We start from the raw sequence: 25804 nt of genomic DNA, 5'->3' as shown, positions 1-25804 counted from the left end.
GTGAACTTCCTGCTGACCGGTCCCAGTCAGGCGCCCTGGTCGGTCGGTCATTGCAAATTGGATTCGATCGTCTTGCAATTTGGCGTGGAGGGAGGCTCCAAGATCTTGCACGGAATTTCGCGTTCGGATGCCCTGACCTTTGTTTTTCAGGACCTGAAAATTGCCGATCGCCTGATTTTTGACGGTCATATTCTTCAGCCTCGGGACTTTGTTGTGCTTCCGCCTGCAAGCGATTTTACGTTCGCCTCGTGCGGCATCCATCGATGGATGTCGATTTCGATGCCGGTTGGCCTCTTTGAATCGTTTGCTGTTAAGGCCGACAGAAAATATCTTGCTCAGGTCGAGAAAGAAAAGTGCGTTATTTCGCCTCCGCACCAATTGCTCGGATGTTTGACCGCGGCAGCAGCCAGCACCGCCGTGCTCATACGCCAGAGACAAGCGTCGATGCTCCATGGCGGTGGTATTGCCCGCTTGTTAAACCAATTGATCGCTGCAATTGCGGATTCGGACTACCGAATATGTCTCCCAACAGAGAAGTCACGCTTGTCCAGCGACATCGTGACAAAGGCGTTGAAGTATGCGCGTGGTCAGAAATGGGAAGGGCTTCAGGTTTCTAAGCTGGCCCTCGCGGCTGATGTCACAAGCCGGACGCTGCTGAGGACGTTCCGGCAGCAGCTGGGCGTTGGACCGGCAAGCTACCTTAAGCTACGTCGGCTCAACATGGTTCGCCGTGCGCTCCGCGGAAAATGTGAGCCGTCAGGTAAAATCACAGACATCATGAGCGAGCACGGCGTTACTGAATTCGGTCGGTTTGCCTCTGAATACAAAGCGCTTTTTGGAGAGCGTCCATCGGAGACGGTGGCGAGGTCGAGGCCGCAAAAAGTAGGCTGAGGCGATCCGCTTCAGCCGCAATGTGCAAATTCGGCAAGTGCAGTTCGCGCCGCCGACGAAACAGAGGGGGCGTTACGCTGCAATGTATCGAATTTGCAACGGGCCAGTTTCTTTCGGTTGGTTGTCCGATTTTACATAGCGACCGAAAGTTGACCCAAATACTTTCGGTGCAGGCCCTCAAACTTGCGGCTGATGTGTTTCCAGAGGATTTGAAAAAATGAGAAAGATCGTACTCACGGCTGCGGCCTTCGCTGCATTCGCTGCCCCCGCGTTCGCTGCCGACCTGCCGCAGCGGGCTTACGCCCCGGTCAAGGCTCCCGTAATGGCTGCGGTCTACGACTGGACCGGATTCTACATCGGCGGCAATGGCGGATATGGAACGAGCCGTAACTGCTGGGGTGTCGTACCGGCGGGTGGCGTGGTCATTTCTGACGGTTGCCACAGTCAGTCGGGAGGCGTCATCGGTGGACAGGTGGGCTACCGCTGGCAGGCTGGTCAGTTTGTGTTCGGCCTGGAAGGCCAGGGCGACTGGGCAAGCATGCGCAGTTCACACGTGAGTGTTGTCAATCCGCTTCTTACCGATTCCTCCAAGGTCACTGGCTTGGGCCTTTTCACCGGCCAGATTGGCTACGCCTGGAACGCGGCGTTGCTGTATCTGAAAGGCGGCGCAGCGGTGACGAACAACAATCTGCTTCAAGCGACCACGCCTGGAGGCGTTGGCCTGAACTATGCGACCTCAACCCGCTGGGGCGGCGCCATAGGCGTTGGGTTTGAATACGGCTTCACGCCGAACTGGTCGGCGGCCATTGAATACGATCGCCTGATCATGGGCAATGCGAACAACTCCTTTTCAGTACCGGCAGGTGCTGCTGCTGTGGTCAATCGCATCAGTCAGGATGTGGATTTGGTCACCGTGCGCGTGAACTACAAATTCGGTGGACCCGTCGTCGCGGCATATTGATCGTTGATGGCTAACGCGGGGGCCGGCTTGGCAGTCGGCCCCCGTCCATAAGAGCGCGCCCGCGACTTGATTGAACGGTTCTTCGACAAGATCAAGCGATGTCGGCGAGTTGGAACCTGATACGACAGGTTCGCAGCCTACTATTTGGCGTTCGCCAAATTCGCATCAATCTGAGTCGAGCTACGCGCGATGAGTCCGCGCCCTGGCTCAAACATCCGTCATGAAAAGTCGCCGTGGTTCGGCAAAGCGGACATTCGCACGCTGCGCGGCATGCCGAAGCTGTCGATGGGCCGACAAGACGTGTCGGAGTTCGATGTCTCGTCCGGAGGCGGCCCGCTCAATGTTTTCCGATCGGTTCGTTTTTGCATAGTCGGTGTTTCATCGCGCACCCATAGTGCCTGATAGCGCGACCGATTGCTGATGACATTGGCGGTAACCCGAATCCCAACAGGAGAGGTAGAGATGACGAGTACAAGATTTGTTCAGATGGCTGGGCTGCTCGCCGTGACGGCGATATTGGGCAGCATGGCGACGGCCGGCGCCCAAACTGCACCGGCGCCGTTCGCGTTGAAAACGATTGGCGCGCCGGCCGCCGCAGCCAAGCCTGAGATCGTTCCCTCGCTGTTCGTGCTCAATTCCCGTGCGGCGACGTTGCAGGGCGAGACGCTGGTGCTGACGGGCATTGCCCCGAGCTCCATCATATTTGCCGACCGCCCGGTGCGATCCGCCGGCCACCAGCCCACCGCCGACGTCATCGCGGAATGGGGATCGGGTGACGACAGCTTCACCAAGAATCCTCCGAACGCGACCTTGTCCGTATTCGGCAAGGACGGCGCGGTGAAGGACGCGGTCGTGGTGCTGAAGAATCCGAAGCTGGAGGGTGACAAGCTGACGTTTACCGTTCAGACCCTCGAAGGGGATATTGCCGGCGCGGACGGCGGGGCCGCGCTGTTCATTGACATCATCGGCCGGCCGCTCACGCCGCTGTCGTTTGCCGGTGTCGCACGGCGTACGGCATTCCGGGGCGCGATGTATGCCGGTGCGGTCGGGGCGGCCGCGTATGGAGCGGCTGCCTACTACCATCCGTACGCTTACGCCTATCCCCGTCCGGTCTGCGGCTACTACCCCTATCCGCCCTGTTACTGAGAAGAGAGGCGGCGGGGGAGATGCAGACTCCCCCGCTTCGATTCAGCGACCATGCGACGAGCTCGGCAGGAGAATGGAATGGAGTGCAAGATGTACAGGGCCCTGATTTTCGCAACGATACTGTCCGCGACGACGATTCCGGTTGCCCGCGCTCAGGTTGATTTGAGCACCTATGCCGACGCCAACGGCTTCTTGAATGTGCAGACGCTGACATGCGCTCAACTTGCTGGGACCTGGCAAGGCGATGCCGACCGGCTGACGGCCTGGTATAGCGGCTGGTACAACGGGCTCGCTCGCAAGCATTATATGGATATCGTCAAATCAAAAGAGGCCGAGCATGAGGTCATCGTCTATTGCAAGGCGAACCCCGGTCAATTGATCATCGAGGCCATCGCCGTCGTGTTCAAGGACATGCGGGCGAAGCTGGGGATTGAAATGAAGCCGTGAAATCTCGCGGTTTGATGTTACGACAATCTGGGCGCCCTTGCCGCAGGGCGGATTTTGCATAGTGCCAAAAGGACATCGGTGCAGAACTGTTGTTTGCAAGCCGCGCGCTGGAACCAATTCGATCGCGGCTCGTATCTGATCTGGGATTGCGTTTCTTGCCGAGCGGATAACTGCAAACAGCCAATGATCGTATCGTCATGCGCACCATAGCTGTCGTCGATGACAATCCCAGCATGCTGCAAGGTCTGAACCGCCTTTTGTCGGCCCACGGCTTCCAGGTCAGAACGTTTGCCTCGGCGGAGGCGTTCCTGGAGGCCGATGTCGGGTGCGAGGCGGACTGTTTGCTCCTGGATATTCACCTTGGGGGAATCTCAGGCATCGATCTGCAACGGCAATTGATCGCGTCAGGTAGGGAATTGCCGGTTATTATGATGACGGCCATCGATAATGAGATCACCCGGCAGGAGGCGTTCGACGCGGGTTGCTTTGCGTATTTGAAGAAGCCGTTTCTGTCAAAACTGCTCATCGATGCCATTGGAAGGATTCCTTGAGGAATCGAGCTCGGTTTCTCGACGAGTGCAGGGGGTTGTCGCGGAACTTGATGCTTATAATTACTCTCCCAAGCGCTGGGCAAGCCGAGTAGGATTGGGTTCTCGTCACATTGTGACATCTCGCGTAAACGGCTGCCCTGTCGCATGATAGCTCGAATACTGTTCAACTCGATCGTTCTGCTCCTGGCGATGACCGGTGCGGCGTTCTCCCAGTCTAAGCGGGTGCTGATTGTTCATTCGGTTGGCCGAGATTTTTCGCCGTGGGATGACTACGCAAGAAAGATCCGCGAAGAGTTGAAGCTTCAGTCGAAAGATCCCATCGATATCTTTGAGGTGTCGCTGTCGACGGCCCGCTTCCCCGACGGAAATGAAGACGCCTTTGTCAGCTATTTGAACGCGGTTTTTACCGAGCGCAAACTCGACCTCATCGTGACGATCGGCGGCCCCGCGGCACGATTCTTTCAGCAAAACCGTCAGCGGATTTTTCCTTCGATCCCGGCCTTGTACGCGGCCCTCGCGCAGCGGATGTCGTCGGACGCGCCGGCGACCGATGCAATGGTTTCGGTAACTGTCGATGTATTGAGCACTCCCGACCAGATCCTGAAGCTGGTTCCGGAGACGACCAGGCTCTTCATCGTGATCGGAAGTTCTCCGATCGAGAAGCTATGGCTGGAGGAGATGCGCAAGCTGTTCCAACCGCTGACAAGCCGGATCGACATCACTTATTCCAATGAACTGTCGCTGGAGAAGATCCTTGAGCAGGTGGCTATCCTGCCGCCCCGGACTTTCATCGTCTACGGACAGATGTTGGTGGACGCCGCCGGCGTCGTGCACGAAGGCAATCGAGCCATAGATCGGATACATGCGGTCGCCAATGCGCCAATCTTTTCAGAACAGGACGCGTTCTTCGGCCAGGGGATCATCGGCGGCCGGATGACGAACATATCCGATGTCAGCCGACAGACCGCCGCCGTTGCCGTTCGCATTCTGGGCGGAGAGTCGCCGGGCAGCATCAAAACGCCTCCAATCCCCGCTGCATCGCCGAGATACGACTGGAGAGAGCTGAAGCGCTGGAATATCAGCGAGAGCCAGCTGCCGCCAGGCAGCGAGGTCATGTTTCGCGTTCCGAGTGTGTGGGAGCAGTACCGGCTGCAGGTGTCGGCTGTTACGGCTGCTATCCTGCTGCAGGCCGGTATCATTGGATTGCTGCTGGTCGAGCGGCGCCGGCGCCATGTCGCCCAAGCCGAGGCCAACAGTCGTCGTCAGGAAGTGGTCCGCTTGAACCGCGTTACAACCGCCAGTGTTCTATCGTCGTCCATAGCGCACGAACTTAACCAGCCGCTCGGAGCGATTTTGAGCAATACCGAAGCTGCGCAGGTGCTGCTGAAGGCGAATCCACCGGACGTTGCTCAGCTCGGCGAGATTCTTTCCGATATCGTCCGGGACGAGCAACGGGCCAGCGACATCATCAGCGGACTGCGAAATTTGCTGAACAACAGGACGGAATCCGATTTGCGAACGTTCGATTTGAACGATTCCGTGCGGGACATAGTCAAAATTGTCTCTCCTGAAATCACGAGGCGGGGGGTGAACTTGCGTACCATTCTCACGCCCGAGCCGTTACGGGTGCGGTGTGATCCGATTCATCTGCAGCAGGTCCTCATGAACCTCGTGATGAATGGCGTGGATGCGATGGACGAGGTGATCCCGCGCAATCTTTCGATCCGGACCGCGCTGGCTGACGCTGATGGCATCGAGGTCCAGATATCCGACTCAGGAACGGGTATTCCCGACAGCAAGCTGGCCAGCATCTTCAATGCATTCGTCACAACGAAGCCGCAAGGGACGGGGCTGGGACTCCCGATCGCTCGAACGATCCTTGAAAGCTATGGGGGCGAACTCTGGGCTGAGAACCGCGCCCGCGGGGCCGTGTTTTCTTTTAAGCTTCCGCTGGCCAAGGCTTAGGTAATAAGAGGAGTGGTCACATTCGCCGCACCGATTTGGCCCAGCGTGACGACTTTATCTTTCCATTAATGGCACGAACGGTCGGTCACAGCTCCACTGGTGCGCCAGGACCCTTTCCATCGGAAGGGTACCTCATCGCGAGTCGGGCGCCTTTGATGATTATGGATTTTGATCCACGGACGCAGGCGAGACGACCAAATTGGCAACTTATCCGAGGCGGTTTGAAAAAAACGCCACTTCCCGCCATACAAGAAGTGCCTGATTTTATTGGTGAGCCTTCTTGGACACGTATCGAACTCTTTGTGTAGTGCCGGGAGCGGAACTTCGCGAGACCTTTGAAAAAGTTAAAATGCTTTCAGCGATGTAGCTGACACAGAGGGCGGGATTCCTATGTCCCGGCCCTCTCGATAGTCACTGGATCTTGGTGGATTGCAGGCTAGCGTTTCTTGGTCGTTGCCCGCTTCTTCGGGCCGGCAATCGAGCGTTTGCGTGCTTGGAATGCCGCGCCAGAATCGTAGGGAATCCACCAGGCATGACCTCCTTCGTCGGGGATAGCAGGAAGACGACCGTCAATCTTGTCCGGACTGATTCCCGCCAGGACCTGAAGCACGTCTTCAATGACCCACGGAGACAAGCGGTAATATTGGTGGCCGTAGTGCGTTTCGCCGTTATCGCCTTGGGTCCGCCCCACATCCGAGCAATCTACTGAAGTGACCGTTTTCGGAAGCTTGCCGAGGTCGCGCGGTCCCCAAGCTCCAAGGCGGGGAAAGCCGTTGATGGCATTGCTTGCTGAAAGCGCGAGGTCGCCGCCGTTCTTGTAAACGGGAACCTTCTTGGCAAGCACTATAAGCGGCTTGAGTTCGTTTGCTTTAGATAGGGCATCGTAGTTTTCGTCGGCCGCCATCAGGAATGCGCTTTCAAACAAGGTTTTGCTGCGCTCCTTCGCGGGGATCAACTGTATTGCATTCCTCAGTGCGTAATTGCCCATCGAATGTGCGACAATGTGCAAAACGGGAAGATTCGATTTCGACGCCGCAAGTACGGCAAAGAGCCTCCGGAGAGAATCTGCAATCGCATTCGCGGATTTTGCGGCCGCGTCGCGATCCGCCTTATAGCTGGGAATGTCGACCTTGCCTTGCGAAGGCCATGAGAAGCAGAAGATATCCGCGGCCTTATAGCTGTCCATTACCTGGGCGGCTCGGCTCATCGAATCGAGGAATTTCGAATCGAAGCCTGGGAGCAACACCAAGCCGTACGACGGGTTTCCGACCGTGGTCAGCTCGGCCGCGACGCGATCGCGTGCAAACGACGCTATATCGTTTCCGCTGTGCATATCCGGGCGATAGATTGCTGCGTCGATGGGTGGATCGACTTGTAGGGAATTGGGATCAGGCACCCAACCGCTGTCGGGCAAGTTCGATCGGTGGATGACGTTGATGGATCCAGTGACATAGTGCTTCGGATTATTATCCCGGAATTTTGGGCCGAAGAGTTCGGGCCCTGAGACAGGGTTTCGATTTGTGGCAAATCGGACGCGAATAGTGTCGGGCATGATGGCTTCCTCTGCTGACGAACTTTGAATATCTGGCAACCGTCGAACGCGCCTTAGTTGGCTCGCTGTTTTGCCGTAAATCCGAAGCCACGTAAGCAGCTCCGGATTCGCTTGGCCGCGAGGTGCTATGCGGCGGCGCTATTTACTGCAGCCGGCCTGAAGTACCGGACTAGTTGTGCTTTCGCGGTAGGCAACGAGGACGTTGTCAGGCCAGTCATTCCGGAAGGCATAGGCTGCACCGATCGCCGCGAACCCGGGTTGTTCGGCGAGCGCGCGAGCAAGATCGGCCTGAGATGATCTCGCCGGACTCTTTGCGAAGTCTATCGCCTTGACATTTGGATCATGTAGCGAGCACGCGAGTAGGTTAAGTCCAGGGGCTTGAGCACCACAAGAGCCGGTGACAGTCGGGCTAAATTTGTGTTCGCAAAGTTTGTCCGGCGCGGCCGAATCGATCGAACATGTTCCCACTGGATTGTTGGCTTGAAAAAAGGTGCACGTGAACTTTGCCGCCTGAGCGGGAAGGCTCAAAGCTGTAACGACTGCGACTGCAGCCGGAATAGTGAGCTTATGCATTTTGATCCTCCATGAAAGCCACTTGAGTATGGCGCGGAGGAGCATGCACGGATGGCGTGAGGCGTCCGTCAGACCAGCGCAAGTAAGTCGTGAAAAATGAGAGGCAAGAAAAGAAAATACTGTTTGACTGCGTACGCACAGGGCTCGCCGACGAGGACGTAATGGAGCGGTCGCGGGCAATGTGCTGCGCTGCCACGCAGGGTGTCCTGTCGTTGGGGCGGCTCGCGCAATGCCGATCGCTGCTCGAGCGAAGCAGTTGTTTAACGCGGGATCGACGTTGGTCGCGTCAGCACTTGGGCTGGCAAAGGAAATCGAGCGACGGCTCAACGCCCTCATGACTATTTGTGGTGATCGTCCGAAATGTTCTCAGGATCTCTTGACCGCAGGATATCTGCGTTTCGGGATTTTCGGATCACGAGCCGGCTGGAAGATAAACTTCCCAAGACGCGCCTGATCCGTAGGTGGCACCGGGATGATGACGTCGCCCTCGCCAGACGCAACCGGCGCGACCGTGGTGGCGAGCGCGTCGTAAGTAGGTGAGTTCATTATCTGCAGCTGTTCTGCCGCGTAGCGCACGATCTGCGGCGCAGCGACGCTCGTCCCCCTCATCGCAACGACCGATCCGCTGAACGTTCCTGCGGCAAGCTTACCCCAATGCGCGTCGCCGTCGTCGGCAAAGGCGGAGTTGTCTGGGCCAGGCCGGAGCCTGGTCGGGCCGCTCGATGTGTAATCGGCCGGAGGATGATTGTCGGTCGCTTCCGCAGCCCCAACGACGATCGTGCGACCGGGCGGGTATGTCGCAATCGACGACAGAGTATCCTCGTAGATGATCGGACAACCGGGCGCCTGCCGGCGATAGTCGCCGGTTTTCTCGTCCCGTTCGTATGCGAGGGGATGATCGAGATGCGACTGCCGCCCGCGACGCGGGTATCCGAACGGCGTATCGTCGCGCTGGACATAGAAATGCGCAGCGATCGTTCGCCGGCCCAGATTTTTGACCGACACTCTCCATCGGCCGGACGGTGCCAGATGACGATGTTGATCGTTGCGCGCTGTCGGGTTGATAACAAAAACAAGGCGTTCCCGCGTCTCAAAGGCATCGCAATAGACGCCGGCAATCGCCAGATCATCCACCATGAGTTCATTCATGATCCCTGCCTTGGGGCAGATTGGATAGGGCGCGACACTCTCCGGCGGAGCCAACGTCACTTCGACCGGAAACAGTGAAGGCGAACCGGCTACGTCTTCGAGCCAAATCTCGAGGTAGTTCGAAGTGGCATCGTCTGGAAGGATAACCCATTCCAGAACCTTATGCTTATCGGCATCGAGCTCGATTCTTGCGGTGGCGCGGGCGCGATAGCTATTGCCTGCAGGCAAAACCAGCTGCGTCAACCCCACATGTTTGTTCCGGTATTCGACCAGTTCAGTGAGCGCCTTTTCAATATGCTGCGTGCCATCCTTCGGGCCCGCCCAAAGGCCGTAGCTGAAATTGATGACGAGCGGTACTGCCCGTTTTCGTCTTCCGTCCAACTTGATTCTATCGGCCCAGACCATGATCATTCTGGCAGCTTGCAGCACATAGCTGCCCATGGTGACGCCGGATGTGTCGATGGTCGCTACCGATGGCAACTGAACAGCTAGAATCGGGCGAGCTTGAGGATTGCCGTAACCGCTCGCGAGATCGAGCACGTGGGTCCCGTGCGTGGCACGTGATGCAAGTGGATTGTAGGTATTGTAGCGGAAATCAGTTACGCCGACTGCGCGGTAAATTTCTTCCTCAGTGTCCCAAGTTTTGAGACACTGGTTGATGCTGTCGTTGTCGAGCCGCTTGCCGAACACGACGCCTTTGTCCGGGACGCGAGCGTGCTCGATCTGCTGAATCCATAGCGCTTTGATCCGAGACGCCTGCGGGCCGCTGCGGAACTGTTCGTGCGCAAAAGCAATTCCATCGTCGATGATGCCGATCGCAACTGTTTCGTTCAGCAATAGCGATGGCGGAAATGTTAGCGGCTTGCGTTTGACGCTGCGGTTGTTGAACCTCAGTCCTTCAATTGGAGGGCCGGTATCGATCGTCAAATAAAAGGACGTCTGCCCGTAACCTCCACTCCGCGTATAGACGTACGATTCCAGGCGATAGATGAAAAACTGCATCTGAACGTCTTCAAACGGCGGACCAACTTGATGGCTCGCTATGTCGTCAATCAGGTCACAAAGGTGCTTAAATTCATCATCTGACATGCGAATGGTAAGATAATCCGGCTCAGCACCGTCGTCGGGCAAGCTACCATTCTCGACTGCATCGCGCAGTTCGCAAAGGCTCAGCAAATAGTCACCATTAATTGGAACGACCTGGATTCGAGCAGAGCACCAGCTTTCGCCGTCTTTGGGTGTGATCCTCCGCGTCCGGTATTCCCAGTCTAGATAGGGATCTGGACGTTCGCGGTTGCTCTCACGCCACTCCGCGTTCATGACGCCCTCTTGGGTTTGGAGTGGACCACCAACCTGCATTCCGCGAGCGCTTCATTCCAAAGATATTCCAGCAGGTCTGATTTATCGACATCGAATGGCTTGCCACCTTTGTGGATGATGGCACTATCGTCTCCCTTGCGCTTATAATTCATCGCCAGCACGCTCTTGTAACTGAAGTCGCCTTCGAACCCGCGACCGTCGAAGACGAGCGGCTGCACCGTTCGCTGGCAGAAACGCGCTAGGTAGAATTCGGCCAATGTAACGCCAAGCACCATGCCAGCGACGCTATCAACCGGAAAGTGAACGCCGGCTACAGTGCGGTTGATCGCAATTCGTTCGGCAATTCGCATGAGCTGGACGAAGGTCTGGTCGACGGGTGTGACAGCTTGCTTCGTTTTTTTGGGGTTCCTGGCCGCAACTATCAATCCGTAGAAAACTAAGGCGGCAGCGAATGACTCCGTTGCGTGACCGCTGGGCAGAGAACTGTGGCCTGGTGTTGGAATCATCGGCTGAATCTGTGGTGAGTATTCCGCGGGGCGGCGGCAGGCCAACGCGTGTTTGACCCGCATCTCTATGATTCCAGTTACCTCAAGCACTAGGTTCAATAGCTCGGCCGTCCGCCGCATCCGATTTGGATGCAGAAACCCGACTGATCCCAGAAACGATAGGATATCGGTTATCTCGGATACAATCTCACCGCTACGTTCCATCCGCAGAGCCGCGTAGTTACTCACATATTCAAGCTGAGCGGCGAAATCCCGCTCTTGCGGTCGGAACATGTGGATCAACATATGTCGACTACCCGTTCGACCGCGGTATTCGACCGCGACCGAGTCTTTGCCGTCTTTGCCGCCGTCATCGTATTGGATTCCGGATAGCATCTCGGCTTGCATAGTCCGCAGTCTGACCGGAGTCGACCAGAGATCCAGAGCGGTTTCATCCGCAGGATAGTGTGGCGGTGGCGCATGGATCGAATGCCATGGTCCAACTACACCTTCACGATTGGAAACCAGTGCCCGCGCGCCAGTGAATGAACCGATGCGTGCACCCTCGCCACTTTCACCACTTTCACCACTCTCACCGCTCTCGCCACTTTCACCGCTCTCGCCGCTTAGCCGCGCCATCGGATTCCTCCCTCGCAAAAGCCTATCGGCCGAATATCAAAGCCCTTTCGCGGACAATGTTCGGTTTGGAGGAGCCGAGGGTCAAGGCGGCGGCTCGCGAATTAACGCGATTTCACGCCGATTTCACGTTGACAGTTCTATCGTTCAGAGGTTCACTATCATGGGTTGTATTGGTGTTTTTTGCTGTATCCATTTTTGCGAGGCAGGCGAATCATTCGTCGCGAGCCAACCATAGGAAGTTTAGGCGCAAAGCTGTGTATCCGGCTTGTCGGACCCTTTCGGGTGCACGGGCCGGGCGGTCACGATTGCACACCGAGGGGACGCAAGGCCTGTGCGATCCTCGCGATGTTGGCCTTGTCTCCGGACAACAAGCGCTCGCGCGTCTGGCTGCAGGACAGGTTGTGGGGAAGCCGCGCGGCTGAGCAAGGCGCTGCCAGCTTGCGCCAAAGCCTCTCCGAGATACGCCGGGCGCTGGGAGCGGAGCAGGGCGCTCTCGTCGCAGATCGTTACGTGCTGGCGCTCGATCAAAGCCGGTTCGAGTTAGACATCGATCGACGTGCTTCCGACGGAATGGTGTCTGGATCGGATCTGTTGGAAGGCCTCGATATTGGCGAAGAAGGGTTTGAAGACTGGCTGCGCGGCCAGCGGCAGACGGTAAGCGATCGTTCAACCGCCGCAACGGACGAATGCCGTGTTGTTCAGTCTGCAATTTCCTCTCGTGCAGAACACCCGAGCTATCTTCAAGACCGAGTAGTCATTGTCCGCGGATCGCAAGCTGGTATGCAGGACGTCTCGCTGATCGCAAACAGCCTGCTGGATTCTGTGGCTAAGACGATAACCGAGCTCGGCGCCGCTAAAGTTCTGGATTGCCGTGTAGTCGGTGCTCATATCGAAAATGACGATGATCTTTCGGATTCCCGTGAAACGCTTTCGTTGCGTTCCGACGTGTTTGGATCGGACACCAAGCAAATTGTCAGGCTCGCCCTCTTGCAGCTGCCGAACAATACTCTGTCATGGTCGTCGACAATTCAGCTATCTGGAAACGATGCGCTCGATCTGAACGACCCGAGCATAATGCGATGCATCAATCTGGTGGTCAGCGTCGCGATCGACCACTTCACCAAGGTCCGCTTGAAAGGGTCTGAAAGAACCGCAGCTTCTGCACTATGTCATTCGGGTATCCTTCACCTTTTTCGTTTGGGTAAGATGAATTTTGAGGCAGCTGATAGGCTGTTTGCTAACGCATACGAAATTGAGCGTCGGGGCATCTATCTGGCATGGCGTGCCTATTTAAGGACGTTCTCTCTTGCGGAGCGGCAATATTCTTGTCGCCAAACGATCGAAGCTGAGGCCCTCGATTTCATGCATCGCGCGCTGGAGATGGAGCCGTACAATTCCTATGTGGCGGGGTTAAGTGCGCATGTCCAGACCATGATGCGGCGCTCATATGTTGCCGCGTATGAGTTAGCGGAGCGTAGCATTCAGTTGAACCATGCCAACCCTATTGGCTGGGCTTGCCTCGGGATCGCTAAGAGCTATCTTGGAAAATCCGAGGAAGGCTTTCAGCATACGCTGCTGGCGCGTGCGATTGCGGGCTCGGCACCATTCCGATATCAAATCGATGCGTTAAGTTGTATCGCGGGGACTATCGCGGGCGACCTCGGGAAGGCTATCCATTTGGCTGAGGCGAGCCACGCGTTGGCCCCCAAGTTTGCCCCACCGCTGCGCTATCTGTCTGCGCTCTATGCGCATGAAGGGCAGCACGACCTTTCCGCCGAAATGGTTCGAAGGCTCCAAGCGAGCGAGCCTGATTTTTGTTACGACAAGCTGCGGGACAAATCTTACCCCGCGGCCGGTTTGCATCGAACATCGATCATCGCCTCGTTGCCCCGAGGACAGACTTAACGAATTGGTCTTGCGAAGATCCGCCCAGATAGGACTCGAACAAGAAAGTTGCGACCGATCACCATATTGAGGGCGCAGGTCGAAAGCCGTTTCCCAACTGCTTGTTTGTTAAATGGAAATTCTACGTGGTGGGCCCGGCAGGACTCGAACCTGCAACCAGACCGTTATGAGCGGCCGGCTCTAACCATTGAGCTACAGGCCCCGCCGCGGGACGGCGCGCGAAACTTGCGCGGCCGGCAACGGTGCGCGGTTCGTTTACAGGGATGGAGGCGGGGGTGCAATGCTGGCCTGATCGAGACGGAACGCGGGATTGCGCGGAAAGCGCACGCGGGTCGGACGAGGATAGAATTCGGAATAATCGCATTATGCCCCTGTTTTGCCCGACGAGTCAAAGGGTCTTTGGCGCATGGGCCGGCGCCTCTCTTGGGGCTTCCCTAAGCCTTTGTGATTGCTCAATTCTTCTACTGTGCATGGGGTTGTTTTCGCGCTTTTTGTGTTTGAGAGGCCTGTTGGCCCCTCAAACGTCTTGACGGTGAGTCTTGATCCCGCGGCGGCTACTGCCTAGTCCACCGACACCCCCGCGAACTCCACCACCTTCCGCCATTTCTCCGTCTCGTCCGCGACCAGCTTGCCGAACTCGGCCGGCGTCATCGGCTTGGGGATGCCGCCGGTCTCGGCGAGGCGGGCGACCAGCTTCGGGTCCTTCAGGGCCTCGTTGACGGCCTTGTTGAGGATCTCGACGATCTCGGGCGGCGTGCCCTTCGGCGCGGAGATGCCGTAGAAGCCGACCGATTCGAAGCCGGGCACGGTCTCGGCGATCGCGGGCACGTCGGGCACACCAGGCCAGCGCTGCGGCGAGGTCACGCCGAGGGCGCGGACATTGCCGCCCTTCGCCTGCTCAAGCGCGGACGGCAGATTGTCGAAGATCAGCTGCACCTTGTTGGAGATGATGTCGGGGAAGGCGATCGCCGAGCCGCGATAGGGCACGTGCACCATGTCGCACTTGGTCATCGCCTTGAACAGCTCGGCCGACATGTGCACCGAGGTGCCGTTGCCGGACGAGGCAAACGAGATCTTGCCGGGATTGGCCTTGCAGTAGTCGATGAACTCCTGGACCGTCTTCACCGGCATCGCGTTGGAGACGACCAGCATGTTGGTGAGCTGCATGATGCTGGCCACCGGCACGGTGTCGCGCAGAAAATCGTAAGGCAGCTTCTTGTACAGCGAGGTCGAGATCGCGTTGTTGGGCGCGACGAACAGCAGCGTGTAGCCGTCCGGCGGCGAATTGATCGCGGCGGCGGCCGCGATGTTGCCGCCGGAGCCGGCCTTGTTCTCGACGATGAACTGCTGGCCGAAACGATCCGACAGCCACTGCGCCATGATCCGCGCCACGATGTCGACCGGCCCGCCGGCGGCAAAGCCGATCATCCAGTGCACGGGGCGCTCGGGGTAGCCAGCGGAGGCGGGAGGGGCAGCGCTGAAAAGACCAAAGAGAAAAACCAGCCCGAAAACACTGTTACGCAAAATTCGCAACATGACGCCTCCCATTGTTCTATTGTCGTTGGGTTGCATGCTTTCACAAAATCGGGCCGCTGCCTACTTCGCCGCAAGTCGGTGTTGACGCAGGCCCGCCGGGACCGACCATGAGATTCGCATCTCCTATCCTTCTCGCCGCGGTGCTGCTCGCCAGCCCTGCCGCTGCTCAAACCGGAGGCACGGCCATTCCGACCACGACACTCAGCCTTTCTCTCAGTCTTGGCACCGCGACGCCCGGCGGCGGCTTCCCACTCTATGGCAATGCCTTTGCGCAAGCGATGAACGCGGCTGATGCGCACATCACCATCGCTCCGCGCAACACCAAGGGCAGCAACGAGAACATTCCGCTGCTGGAGAAGGGCGAGCTCGATCTCGCTTTGGTCGCAGGCGAGCCGGCCTATGAGGCCTTCGCCGGCATCGGCCGCGCACCAGTGCGGCTGAAGATTCTGACTGCGATCTATTCCAACCCCGGCATGTTCGTGGTGCGTGCGGACAGTCCGTACAAGACCATCCGCGATCTCGTCGGACAGCCGGTGGCGTTCGGCGCCAAAGGCTCGGGCCTGCCGATCCTGGCGCGCTATGTGCTCGATGGCCTCGGTCTCAAGCAGGACGAGGATTTCAAGGCCATCTATCTCGATCGCGCCGGCGATGGCCCCGCGATGGTCGAGGATGGCCGCGTCGCCGCACTGTGGGGCGCCGGCATCGGCTGGCCCGGTTTCGCCGCGGTGGCATCGAGCGCATCAGGCGCGCGCTTCATCGCGCCGAGCGCCGAAGAGATCACGCGCATCCGCGCCAAGCACGCGTTCCTGAAGCCGATGATCGTGCCCGCCGGCAGCTACCCAAAACAGTCCGAACCGATCGCCTCGCTCGGCTCCTGGAGCTTTGTGCTGACGCGCGAAGATCTGCCCGACGATGTCGCCTATCGCCTGGCGAAGACGCTGCACGGCGCCGAGGCGATGTTCTGCAAGCAGCTCGCGCAGGCCTGCGAGACCACCGCGTCGAACACGGTCGCGGCGGCGCCGAAGCCCGAGCTGATTCATCCCGGCGTGATGAAGTACTTTCGCGAGATCGGGCTGGTGAAGTAGCCACGCACTTACTTCCCTTCTCCCCTTGTGGGAGAAGGTGGCGCGAAGCGCCGGATGAGGGGTATCTATCCGCGAACTCGAAGCTGAAAGACGACTCGCGGAAGCAACCCCTCACCCGGCTTCGCTTCGCGAATCCACCCTCTCCCACAAGGGGAGAGGGTGCACCGTCACCACGGCCTCAGACTCGCCAATCTCACTTCTTCACCATCGCACATGCCGGGTCCGGCGGGCCAAAGGCCTTCTCCCCCGAGATCGTTGTGAGGATCTTGTAGTAGTCCCACGGATATTTGCTCTCTTCCGGCGTCTTCACCTGCACCAGCCAGAGGTCGTGCACCATCAGATTGTCCTCGCGAAGCTTGCCGTTGCGGGCGAAGAAATCCTCGACCGGCTTCTCGCGCATTTTTGCCGCGACCTTGAGCGGGTCGTCGGTGCCGGCTTCCTTGATGGCGTTGAGATAGTGGATCACGCTCGAATAGACGCCGGCCTGCCACATCGACGGCATCTTGTTCATCTTGGCGAAATAGCGCTTCGACCATTCGCGGGTCTTGTCGTCCATGTCCCAATAGAACGACGTCGTCAGCAACAGGCCTTGCGCGGCCTGCAATCCGAGGCCGTGGATGTCGGTGATCAGCGCCAGCAGCGCCGCCATCTGCTGGCCGCCCTTGAACACGCCGAACTCCGAGCCGGTCTTGATCTCGTTCATGTTGTTGGGGGGGCCTGCCGCAATGCCGATGATCTTGGCCTTGGAGGCCTGGGCCTGCAGCACGAACGACGAGAGATCCGGCGTTGCCAGCGGCGGTCGCACCGAGCCCAGCACCTTGCCGCCATTGGCGGTGATGACGCTGGAGGCATCACGTTCGAGGGAGTGGCCGAAAGCGTAATCGTCGGTGATGAAGAACCAGCTGTCACCGCCGCGCTTGACCACCGCGTCCGCCGTGCCGACCGCGAGCGCGCGGGTGTCGAAGACCCACTGCATCGCGTAGGGCGAGCAGAACTTGCCGTGGAAATCGGCGGTGCCGGTGGAGTGGGTGATGAACAGCCGCTTCTTCTCATTGGCGACGTTCTGCACCGCGAGCCCGACCGCGGAGACCGGCACGTCGACGATCAGATCGACCTGGTCGACGTCGTACCAGCGCCGCGCGATCGCGCCGCCGATGTCGGCCTTGAGCTGATGATCGCCGATCACGATGCTGATCGGCTTGCCGAGCACGGTGCCACCGAAATCGTCGATCGCCATCTGCGCCGCCGTCACCGAGCCCTGGCCGGTCGGCGCCGAGGCCGGGCCGTTCATGTCGGTGAGCACGCCGATCTTGACGACGTCGTCGGACACCTGCGCCATTGCGGCGCCCGGCAGCAGCGCCGCCACCAAGGCGGCCGCGACCGGCAGTCCAAATCTCGCTGGATTCACGCTTGTCCTCCCCTGATCCGGCTCGTTGGCCGGTGTTGCTTTTTCCCGGGTACGGCCCGGCTGAATTGGTTTCTTTTGCAACTATTTTGGGGTGGGCGTCAATCTCAGGCCGCGAAGCGGATTTGCCCCGCAGGTGAGGGATCGTAGCCGGTCAGCTCCTCGGCGCGCTGGCGCAGCCGCCGTTCGCTGAGAAACCGGATCAGCGCCTGCATCGGCGGGCGGAAATAGCTGCGCTGCCGCATTGCCAAGTCAAGGTTCTCCCAGACCAGCGGGACGAAATCCAGCCCGGCCGAGCGCGCCGCGGCGCGCGTCGCGATCCCGCAATCGGCTTGTCCAGCGCGGACCATTTCGGAAAGATCCGGCCCGGTGAGGGCCGGCGTCTCCACCCGGCGCAAATCGCGGGTGGTGGCGTCCGTGCGCTTCAGCAGCACGTCGAGCAGCATCTGCGCGCCCGTGCCCTGTTGTCGCATCGCCATTTTGGCGCCGAGTGCGAGCACGTCGGTGAGACTGCGCAGCCGCTTCGGATTACCCGGCGGCAGCACCAAGCCCTGCTCACGGCGCACAAAAGCGACCAGCAGCGCGTCATGCAGGTCCGGCGCGTCCCGCAGCGCCGTCACACTGGCGTCGGAGGCAACATTGCCGGCGGCATCCAGGCTGTGGAAGTGCACTGCCACGGCCGTCACCTCGTCGCGCTGCAGGCGCTCGAGCCCGCGTGCGCTTCCCTCGCTCATCGATCCCAGGCCGGAACCGGATTCGCGCAGGCTCCAATCCAGCAGTTCGTCCTGGCTGCCGCCCATGACGGGTGGCGGCTCCGTGGCCAGCATGCCCGCAGGGCGCGCCAGTCCGGACAGCACCCAGAGATCGAGCTCGTGCCGCGGGAATAGCCACTTCCCGGTCACCTTGCTGCAGGGGATCGCGCCGGTCGTGACAAGTTCGTAGAGCTTGCGTTCGCCAAGTCGGAGGTAATCAGCGGCTTCACTGGTCGTCAGGAATTCCATCCTGCATTCCTATGCAAATTCTTGCTTCTTTTTGGACTTTCGTCGCAGGTGGAATTCTGCATTTCACTTTATGTCCGCCAGGACCATGCCTGATCATCTCGTTGCTTTGCAACACATCCTGAGACGCGATGTGATCTTGGTTGACGATCTTGCGACGCGCGAATGGTGCGGGCCTTGCGACTGCCTCGTTCGTGATTGCAATCAACGTGCCGGTTGATTGATTGCCGAAATTTCCCGAGTGGACCGCCGCAACGCGATCGGCCGCGCGCAGCGAAGCCCGCTGCCGGTAGTGATATGATTTCTGCTCTATCTCTTGGTGTTCCGGCCGGGCTCGCAATCGGCAAACACGTCACGAGTGCGGCGCAATCGATCATCATGATTGCGCACATCAAAGGGAACCAGCCATGGCTGCTCGCCGCCTGCCTATTGGACTAGCGCTTCTTTGCGGCCTTGCTGCGAGTGTTTCGGCCTCGATCGCGGAGGACCGAACTATTGTGCTGGCCTCGACCTCATCGACGCAGGAGTCCGGCCTGCTCGATCATCTTCTGCCGATCTTCCGTGACAAGACCGGCATCGACGTCAAGGTGATTGCGCGGCGCGCCGACGAGGTGCTCGACGGGGCGCGCAAGGGCGAGGCGGATGTCGTGCTGATTCATGCGCGGCCGCAGGAGGAAAAATTCGTCGCCGACGGTTTTGCCGTGAAGCGCCTCGACGTGATGTACAACGATTATGTGCTGGTCGGGCCGAAGAGCGATCCCGCCGGCGTGAAGGGCAAGGACATCGCGACCGCGCTGAAGGCGATCGAGGCCAAGGGTACGCCGTTTGTGACGCGCGGCGATCGCTCCGGCAGCCACGCCGCAGAGCTCGCGCTCTGGATCGTCGCCGGCATCGACATCGCCGCGGCCAAGGGCGCCTGGTATCGTGAGGCCAAAGAGGGCATGGGCGCGGCGCTCGAAGCTGCGCGCGTCGCAAATGCCTATGTGCTGTCGGACCGCGGCAGCTGGATCGCCTTCAGGGAGCGCGGCGACCTCGACATTATCGTCGAAGGCGACAAGCGCTTGCTCAACCAGTACGGCGTGATGCTGGTGAACCCCGAAAAATTTCCAGGCGTGAAGAAGGATCTGGGGCAAAGCTTCGTCGACTGGCTGATCTCGCCGGAGGGACAGGCGGCGATCGCCGGCTACAAGGTCGACGGGCAGCAGCTGTTCTTTCCAAATGCGGACAGATCGGGCGGCTGACATCCGGATCTTCCTGCAGTTGCCAAAGCGGGCGATGCATGGTCCATCATGGCGTATGACCCAGCGCCTGCCGCCATCGCTGACGCCGCTCGACACCGCGCTCGCCGCGTTGCTGAACGAGTTGACGCCGCTTGCACCGGTGGAACTGCCGCTGACCGAAGCGGCCGGCTGCATTGCGGCGGGGGCGCCGCTGCTTGCGGCCCATCCGCCGCACGACACTGCCGCCGCGGACGGATGGGCGTTGCGTGCCAACGATCTCGTCGGTGCGTCCGCCTATTCGCCGCTACATCTGACTCATGTGCCGCCATGGGTCGAGGCCGGCGATGCGATGCCGGAGGGGTGCGACTGTGTGCTCGATGCCGACGCCGTCGAAATATCCGGTCCGCTTGCGCAGGTGCTGGCCGAGGGCGTGCCGGGGCAGGGCATCAGGCGCGCCGGAAGCGACATCGCCGCCGGCACGCCGGCCGGTGCAGAGGGGCATCCGATCGGTCCGGCCGATCTGTTGCTCGCGGATGTCGCGGCGCTGAACAGGCTGAGTGTGCGACGGCCGCGGCTGCGTATCGTCAATGTCCCCGGCGCGTCGACGACGGCGCATATGATCGCCGGGACCGCACGCGGGGCGGGACTGGCCGCGACGGCGCTTGAGGCGGCCGCGCGCGATGAAGCATCGATTGCCGATGCGCTCGATGCTTCCGCCTGCGATCTGCTCCTGATTGTCGGCGGCAGCGGCGTCGGCCGCCATGATGCTGCCGTGACCGCGTTGGGGCGGCGCGGCGAGGTGATCGCCCACGGCATTGCGCTTCAGCCGGGCCGCACCGCCGCGGTCGGGCGGCTTGGACAAGTTCCCGTCCTTGTCTTGCCCGGCTCGCCGGATCATGCGCTCGCGGCATGGCTCGCGCTCGTGCTCCCTCTCGTCGATCGTCTGTCGGCCCGCCGACCGCGCCGGCAGATGACCTTGCCGCTCGCGCGAAAAATCGCGTCCGGCGTCGGCATTGCCGAAATCGCATTGCTGGCCGAGGAACATCAGGCGTGGGTTCCGATAGCGGTGGGCGAATGGTCGTTCAACGCGATCGCCCGTGCGCATGCTTGGCTGATCATTCCCGGCAGCCACGAGGGATTTGCGGCAGGCGCGACCGTCGGTGCTTATCTGATGCGGGAGTGATATGGGTTCCGGCATGACCATGATCCCGCAATCGCAAGACCGCAGCGTGCTCGAACAGGAGCAGTTCCTCAAGATCCTCTCGCGTGAGGAAGCGATGGCGCGGTTCGAGTCGGCTCTGTTCCCACGCGCGATCCCGGGTGAGGCGCGCAGGCTCGGCGCTGCGCTGGGTGGGGCACTTGCCGAAGACGTCACGGCGCCGATCGACGTTCCACCTTTCGACCGTTCCAATGTCGACGGCTTCGCCGTCCGCTCGGCGGACCTCGCTACGGCCGGCGAAGGCGCACCTGTCCGCCTCGTGCTGAACGCCGAGATCATTCACTGCGGCACTGCGCCGACGCTGCAAGTCGCAGCAGGAACCGCGACGCTGATCGCCACCGGAGGCCCGCTGCCGCGTGGTGCCGACGCCGTCGTCATGGTCGAGTATACCCAGCCGACCGGATCTGACGCGATCGAGGTGCGTCGTGCTGTCTCGCCGGGACAGTTCGTGTCCTATGCGGGCTCGGACATCGCGCGCGGCGAGGCGCTACTGCGTGCCGGCACGATCGTCGGATCGCGCGAGATCGGCATGCTGGCGGCCAGCGGCATCGCCGAGGTGAAAGTCGCGCGCAAGCCGCGTGTCGCGGTGATCTCCACCGGCGACGAACTGGTCCAGCCCGGTGAGGCGCTCGCGCGCGCGGAGATCTACGACACCAACGGCGCGATTGTCGCGGCGGCGATTGACGAGAACGGTGGCACGGCAATCTTCCTCGGCGCCATTCCCGACGATGAAACGCAGCTCGAATCCGCGATGCGCCGCGCGCTGGCGGATGCCGACATGCTGGTGCTGTCGGGCGGCACCTCGAAAGGCGCTGGCGATGTGTCCCATCGCATCATCGGCCGGCTCGGTGCGCCGGGCATCATCGCGCATGGCGTTGCGCTCAAGCCCGGCAAGCCGCTCTGCCTTGCGGTTTGCGACGGCAAGCCGGTGGTGATCCTGCCGGGCTTTCCGACCTCGGCGATGTTCACCTTCCACGACATGATCGTGCCGGTGTTGCGCAGGATGGCCGGCCTTCCGCCGCGCTCGGACGCGAAGGTGAATGCGACCGTGCCGGTGCGGATCTCTTCCGAGCTCGGCCGCACCGAATTCGTCATGGTCTCGCTGGTCGAGGGCAATGACGGCCTGATCGCCTATCCCACCGGCAAGGGATCCGGTGCGATCACGTCCTTTGCGCAGGCCGACGGCTTTTTGCGCATCGATGCGCTCGCTGATCAGATGCCGGCGGGGACCGACGCCGAGGTCACGCTGTTCACGCCGCATGTGCGTGTCCCCGATCTCGTTATCGTCGGCAGCCATTGCACCGGCCTCGACCTCGTCACCGCGCAGCTTGCACATGCCGGCATCACCGTGCGCTCGATCGCGGTTGGCAGCCTCGGCGGCCTTGCGGCGGCGAAGCGCGGCGAATGCGATCTGGCGCCGATCCATCTGTTCGACGACAAGAGCGAAAGCTACAACACGCCGTACCTCGTCGAGGGGCTCGAGCTCGTGCCAGGCTGGCGGCGAATGCAGGGTATCGTGTTCCGCAAGGGCGACAAGCGCTTCGAGGGGCTCGGCGCAAAGGAAGCCGTCGCCGCTGCGCTCGCTGATCCCACCTGCATCATGGTCAACCGCAACCAGGGCGCGGGCACGCGCATCCTGATTGACCGGCTGCTCGGCGGTACGCGGCCCGAAGGTTACTGGAACCAGCCGCGCTCGCACAACGCCGTGGCCGCCGCTGTCGCGCAGCACCGCGCCGACTGGGGCATGACCATTGCGCCGGTCGCCCATGCGGTCGGCCTCGGTTTCATTCCGCTGGCGGAAGAGCATTATGATTTCGCGCTGGTGGCGGCGCGCAAGCAGCGTCCGGCGGTGCAGGCTTTTCTCGATGCACTCGGCTCGGACGAAGCGCGCGCGGCGCTGGAGCGAGCGGGCTTTCGGCCTGCGTAGTGTAGACGACGACGCGGCATTCAAGCCACGCGGAGAACAGGGTGGGGGACGCAATGGCAAGGCCGCTTTCGGTTGCGATCGTCGGTGCCGGCATGGGCGGGCTCGCGACCGCCGCGGCGCTCAGGCGCGTCGGCATCAATGTGATGGTCTACGAGCAGGCCTCCCAATTCGCCCGCATCGGCGCCGGCATCCAGATCGGCTGCAACGCCATGAAGGTGTTGCGCGCGCTCGGGCTGGAAGCGCGGATGCGAGCCCAGTCCTTCTATCCACGCTCCTGGAACAACCGCGACTGGAAGAGCGGCGACATCAAGTTCGACATGATCTTTGGCGAGAGCGCCGAAGAGAAATTTGGTGCGCCCTATCTGCTCGCCCATCGCGGCGATCTGCATGCGGCGCTGGCAAGCGTGGTGCCGAGTGAGCTCGTGAAGCTCAATCATAAGCTCGTTGGCCTTGACGAAACCGGCGACGGCGTCCGGCTGAGCTTTGCCGACGGCAGCAGCGCAGTGGCCGATGCCGTGGTCGGCGCGGACGGTGTGCATTCAGCTGTGCGCGACATCCTGTTCGACACCGCGCCCGTCAAATTCACCGGCCGCATCGCTTATCGCACGACCTTTCCCGCTGCGCTGCTCGGCGGCGAGACAATCGACGACTGCACCAAATGGTGGGGCGAGGACCGCCACATCGTGATCTACTACGTCAAGCCCGACCGCAGCGAGGTCTATCTCGTCACCAGCCAGCCCGAGCCGGATTTTCGTATCGAGTCCTGGTCGGCCAAGGGTGACGTGCGCGATCTGCGTGCTTCGTTCGAAGGCTTTCATCCGCAGGTCGGGCAGGTGCTGGCGGCATGCCCCGACGTGCACAAATGGGCGATCATGGATCGCGAGGCGCTCGATCACTGGGCCGACGGCAAGGTGACGCTGCTCGGCGATGCCTGCCATCCGATGACGCCTTACATGGCGCAGGGTGCGGCCATGGCGATCGAGGACGCCGCCGTATTGTCGCGCTGCCTCGACGGTATCGACCGCGACGGTGTCGCAGATGCGTTCCGCCGCTTCGAGACGACACGGAAAGAGCGGACGACACGGGTGCAGGAGACCTCGCGCGCCAACGTCTGGCTCAGGGAGCGGACCGATACGAGCTGGGTCTACGGCTACGACGCCTGGTCGGTGCCGCTGGCGGCTTGAGCTCGATTAAGACGCCTCATCCAGCGCCGCCAGCCGTTCGGCTTCCGCGATATCCTCGACCGTATTGGCATTGAAGAACGGATCGAGCGGCTCGGTCGGCCATGTCACTGTTGCGAGCGGATGGCGCGCAGTCCAGCGATCGATCCTGCGGACGTCCTCGACCACCAGCGCGTGACGCAGTTGCTCGCGCAAATCCACGCGCCAAAGTCCGATCACCGGATGCGTCTGGTCGCCTGATGCCGCAACGGCGAGCTGCGCGTTCTCTTTGCCCCGCGCTTCATGCAGGCGCGCGACGAGATCGCGCGGCAGGAACGGGCAGTCACCGGCGGCGCTGAGCACCCATTCGACCTCCGGCCGGTTCGCCGCGGACCAGTCGAGCGCGGCGAGGATGCCGGCGAGCGGGCCGGGAAAGCCGGGCACGTCGTCGGCGACGACCTGCAAGCCGAATGCGGCGAAGCGCGCGGGATCGCCATTGGCGTTGAGGATCAATCCTTCGCATTGCGGCTTAAGGCGCGCGACTACGCGCTCCAGAATGGTGCGGCCGCCGATGGTGCGCATCGGCTTGTCGCCGCCGCCCATGCGTCGTGCGAGACCGCCGGCGAGCAGCACGCCTTGCGTGGCTGGAAAGTCAGTCGTCACCAGCTTCACCCTTGCGCTTGTGCTTTGCGGACTCTTCCTCGACATAGTCGAGGTTCTGGTCGTAGACGATGCGCTCTTCACCCGCGAGCGCCATGAAGCGTTTTCCGCGTGCACGCCCGACCAGCGTCAAGCCCACCTGTCTTGCAAGATCGACGCCCCAGGCGGTGAAACCGGAGCGCGACACCAGGATCGGAATGCCCATCCGCACCGTCTTGATCACCATCTCCGAGGTAAGGCGCCCCGTGGTGTAGAGGATCTTGTCGCCTGCATCGACGCCGTGGCGGTACATCCAGCCTGCGATCTTGTCGACGGCGTTGTGGCGGCCGACGTCTTCGGTGTAGCAGAGCGGCTCGCCTTCCTTGCACAGCACGCAGCCGTGGATCGCGCCGGCTTCCAGATAGAGGGAGGGCATGGTGTTGATGGTCTGCGTCATCTGGTAGAGCCAGGAGGTGCGCAGCTCAGCCTTCGGCAGCGCGACGCTCTCGACGGCTTCGAGCAGATCGCCGAAGGCGGTGCCCTGCGCGCAGCCCGAGGTCTGGGTCCGCTTCTTCAGCTTGGCTTCGAAATTGGTGTGATGCTCGGTGCGCACCACGACCACCTGGAGGTCGTCGTCGTATTCGACCTCGGTGACCGCGTCATTGTATTTCAGCATGTTCTGGTTCAGCAGATAGCCCAGCGCCAGATATTCCGGGTAGTCGCCGATCGTCATCATGGTGACGATCTCCTGCGAATTCAAATAGAGCGTCAGTGGTCGCTCCATCGGCACCTTGATCTCGACCTTGGCGCCGGACTGGTCGGTCCCGGTCACGCGCTGGGTCAGGCGCGGATCGTCGGGATTTGGGACGATCAGGGGCACCGGGACTTTGTCGATCTTCATCATGGCCGTGACGTTAGCATGACATTCGGGTCAAGCCGATATAAGCATGGCGGGAGAGAGCGCAAAATGCCGCCTCTTTGTCATTGCGAGCGAAGCGAAGCAATCCAGACTATTTCCGCGGCGGCAGTCT

The 25804-nt window shown here is 60.7% G+C and carries 20 protein-coding genes and 1 tRNA gene; 12 read left to right on the top strand and 9 right to left on the bottom strand.

The genetic code is table 11. The annotated features are described in order from the left end of the window. The 6 genes from AC1RR3_RS15775 (at nucleotide 1) to AC1RR3_RS15750 (ending at nucleotide 5961) form a co-directional block, all read left to right on the top strand. Nucleotides 1-891 carry a helix-turn-helix domain-containing protein gene (locus AC1RR3_RS15775; protein WP_492824023.1) on the top strand — a complete coding sequence of 297 codons (891 nt, stop codon included), beginning with the start codon at nucleotides 1-3 and terminating at the stop codon, nucleotides 889-891. 217 nt (nucleotides 892-1108) lie between these two features. Beyond that, entirely contained in the window at nucleotides 1109-1852 is a 744-nt protein-coding gene (locus tag AC1RR3_RS15770) for an outer membrane protein (RefSeq protein WP_492824022.1), read from the top strand. Nucleotides 1853-2338: 486 nt separating this feature from the next. Next, on the top strand, nucleotides 2339-2998 hold the full coding sequence (locus tag AC1RR3_RS15765) for a hypothetical protein (RefSeq protein WP_492824021.1): 660 nt from the start codon (nucleotides 2339-2341) through the stop codon (nucleotides 2996-2998). A 90-nt stretch (nucleotides 2999-3088) separates the two neighbouring features. Next, entirely contained in the window at nucleotides 3089-3445 is a 357-nt protein-coding gene (locus AC1RR3_RS15760; protein ID WP_492824020.1) for an HdeA/HdeB family chaperone, read from the top strand. Between the two features lie 197 nt (nucleotides 3446-3642). Beyond that, nucleotides 3643-3996: a response regulator transcription factor gene (locus AC1RR3_RS15755; protein ID WP_492824019.1), complete on the top strand. Its 354-nt coding sequence runs from the start codon at nucleotides 3643-3645 to the stop codon at nucleotides 3994-3996. Between the two features lie 144 nt (nucleotides 3997-4140). Beyond that, complete coding sequence (locus tag AC1RR3_RS15750; protein ID WP_492824018.1) at nucleotides 4141-5961, top strand: sensor histidine kinase; 1821 nt, start codon at nucleotides 4141-4143, stop codon at nucleotides 5959-5961. A 436-nt stretch (nucleotides 5962-6397) separates the two neighbouring features. On the opposite strand, the gene AC1RR3_RS15745 is transcribed toward AC1RR3_RS15750, so the two are convergent. The 3 genes from AC1RR3_RS15745 to AC1RR3_RS15735 all read right to left on the bottom strand — a co-directional run bounded on the left by AC1RR3_RS15745 (nucleotide 6398) and on the right by AC1RR3_RS15735 (nucleotide 11679). After that, a complete protein-coding gene (locus tag AC1RR3_RS15745) occupies nucleotides 6398-7513 on the bottom strand; it encodes an alpha/beta hydrolase (RefSeq protein ID WP_492824017.1) in 1116 nt (371 codons plus the stop codon). Between the two features lie 939 nt (nucleotides 7514-8452). After that, complete coding sequence (locus AC1RR3_RS15740) at nucleotides 8453-10555, bottom strand: S8/S53 family peptidase (protein WP_492824016.1); 2103 nt, start codon at nucleotides 10553-10555, stop codon at nucleotides 8453-8455. Then, nucleotides 10552-11679, bottom strand: a complete 1128-nt coding sequence (locus tag AC1RR3_RS15735; RefSeq protein WP_492824015.1) for a phosphatase PAP2 family protein — start codon at nucleotides 11677-11679, stop codon at nucleotides 10552-10554. Before AC1RR3_RS15735 ends, AC1RR3_RS15740 begins: the two co-directional genes overlap by 4 nt. A 345-nt stretch (nucleotides 11680-12024) precedes the next feature. Between AC1RR3_RS15735 and AC1RR3_RS15730 the strand changes: the two genes are divergently transcribed. Continuing rightward, nucleotides 12025-13584: an AfsR/SARP family transcriptional regulator gene (locus AC1RR3_RS15730; RefSeq protein WP_492824014.1), complete on the top strand. Its 1560-nt coding sequence runs from the start codon at nucleotides 12025-12027 to the stop codon at nucleotides 13582-13584. Between the two features lie 126 nt (nucleotides 13585-13710). Here the strand turns inward: AC1RR3_RS15730 and AC1RR3_RS15725 are convergent. Both AC1RR3_RS15725 and AC1RR3_RS15720 read right to left on the bottom strand, forming a co-directional pair. Continuing rightward, nucleotides 13711-13786, bottom strand: a tRNA-Ile gene (locus AC1RR3_RS15725). A 359-nt stretch (nucleotides 13787-14145) separates the two neighbouring features. Continuing rightward, nucleotides 14146-15120 carry a Bug family tripartite tricarboxylate transporter substrate binding protein gene (locus AC1RR3_RS15720; RefSeq protein WP_492824013.1) on the bottom strand — a complete coding sequence of 325 codons (975 nt, stop codon included), beginning with the start codon at nucleotides 15118-15120 and terminating at the stop codon, nucleotides 14146-14148. Nucleotides 15121-15227: 107 nt separating this feature from the next. Here AC1RR3_RS15720 and AC1RR3_RS15715 point away from each other — a divergent pair, with 107 nt between their 5' ends. Next, nucleotides 15228-16205 carry a TAXI family TRAP transporter solute-binding subunit gene (locus AC1RR3_RS15715; RefSeq protein ID WP_492824012.1) on the top strand — a complete coding sequence of 326 codons (978 nt, stop codon included), beginning with the start codon at nucleotides 15228-15230 and terminating at the stop codon, nucleotides 16203-16205. A 193-nt stretch (nucleotides 16206-16398) separates the two neighbouring features. Here AC1RR3_RS15715 and AC1RR3_RS15710 read toward each other — a convergent pair whose 3' ends face one another. Then, on the bottom strand, nucleotides 16399-17613 hold the full coding sequence (locus AC1RR3_RS15710; protein WP_492824011.1) for an ABC transporter substrate-binding protein: 1215 nt from the start codon (nucleotides 17611-17613) through the stop codon (nucleotides 16399-16401). A 104-nt stretch (nucleotides 17614-17717) separates the two neighbouring features. Next, on the bottom strand, nucleotides 17718-18611 hold the full coding sequence (locus AC1RR3_RS15705) for a substrate-binding domain-containing protein (protein WP_492824010.1): 894 nt from the start codon (nucleotides 18609-18611) through the stop codon (nucleotides 17718-17720). A gap of 404 nt (nucleotides 18612-19015) precedes the next feature. On the opposite strand from AC1RR3_RS15705, the gene AC1RR3_RS15700 reads away from it, so the two are divergent. Genes AC1RR3_RS15700 through AC1RR3_RS15685 form a run of 4 tightly spaced genes read left to right on the top strand, consistent with a single transcriptional unit; the run spans nucleotide 19016 to nucleotide 24158 of the window. Continuing rightward, entirely contained in the window at nucleotides 19016-19849 is an 834-nt protein-coding gene (locus tag AC1RR3_RS15700) for an ABC transporter substrate-binding protein (RefSeq protein ID WP_492824009.1), read from the top strand. 55 nt (nucleotides 19850-19904) lie between these two features. After that, nucleotides 19905-21011: a molybdopterin-binding protein gene (locus AC1RR3_RS15695; protein ID WP_492824008.1), complete on the top strand. Its 1107-nt coding sequence runs from the start codon at nucleotides 19905-19907 to the stop codon at nucleotides 21009-21011. A 13-nt stretch (nucleotides 21012-21024) separates the two neighbouring features. After that, the gene (locus AC1RR3_RS15690) at nucleotides 21025-22974 is read left to right on the top strand and encodes a molybdopterin biosynthesis protein (protein WP_492824007.1); all 1950 of its coding nucleotides are present in this window, start codon (nucleotides 21025-21027) and stop codon (nucleotides 22972-22974) included. Between the two features lie 53 nt (nucleotides 22975-23027). Continuing rightward, entirely contained in the window at nucleotides 23028-24158 is a 1131-nt protein-coding gene (locus tag AC1RR3_RS15685; protein WP_492824006.1) for an FAD-dependent monooxygenase, read from the top strand. A gap of 6 nt (nucleotides 24159-24164) precedes the next feature. On the opposite strand, the gene mobA is transcribed toward AC1RR3_RS15685, so the two are convergent. Together mobA and fdhD are read right to left on the bottom strand one after the other, a co-directional pair. Further along, the gene (mobA, locus tag AC1RR3_RS15680) at nucleotides 24165-24842 is read right to left on the bottom strand and encodes a molybdenum cofactor guanylyltransferase MobA (RefSeq protein ID WP_492824005.1); all 678 of its coding nucleotides are present in this window, start codon (nucleotides 24840-24842) and stop codon (nucleotides 24165-24167) included. Then, complete coding sequence (fdhD, locus tag AC1RR3_RS15675) at nucleotides 24787-25677, bottom strand: formate dehydrogenase accessory sulfurtransferase FdhD (RefSeq protein WP_492824004.1); 891 nt, start codon at nucleotides 25675-25677, stop codon at nucleotides 24787-24789. The genes mobA and fdhD overlap by 56 nt, the downstream gene beginning before the upstream one ends. Nucleotides 25678-25804: the final 127 nt, after the last annotated feature.

Source organism: Bradyrhizobium sp. GW821-FHT13H05, from assembly GCF_058804065.1.
The sequence above is the reverse complement of the archived record's forward strand: the minus strand, read 5'-3'. Positions and strand labels throughout refer to the sequence as shown.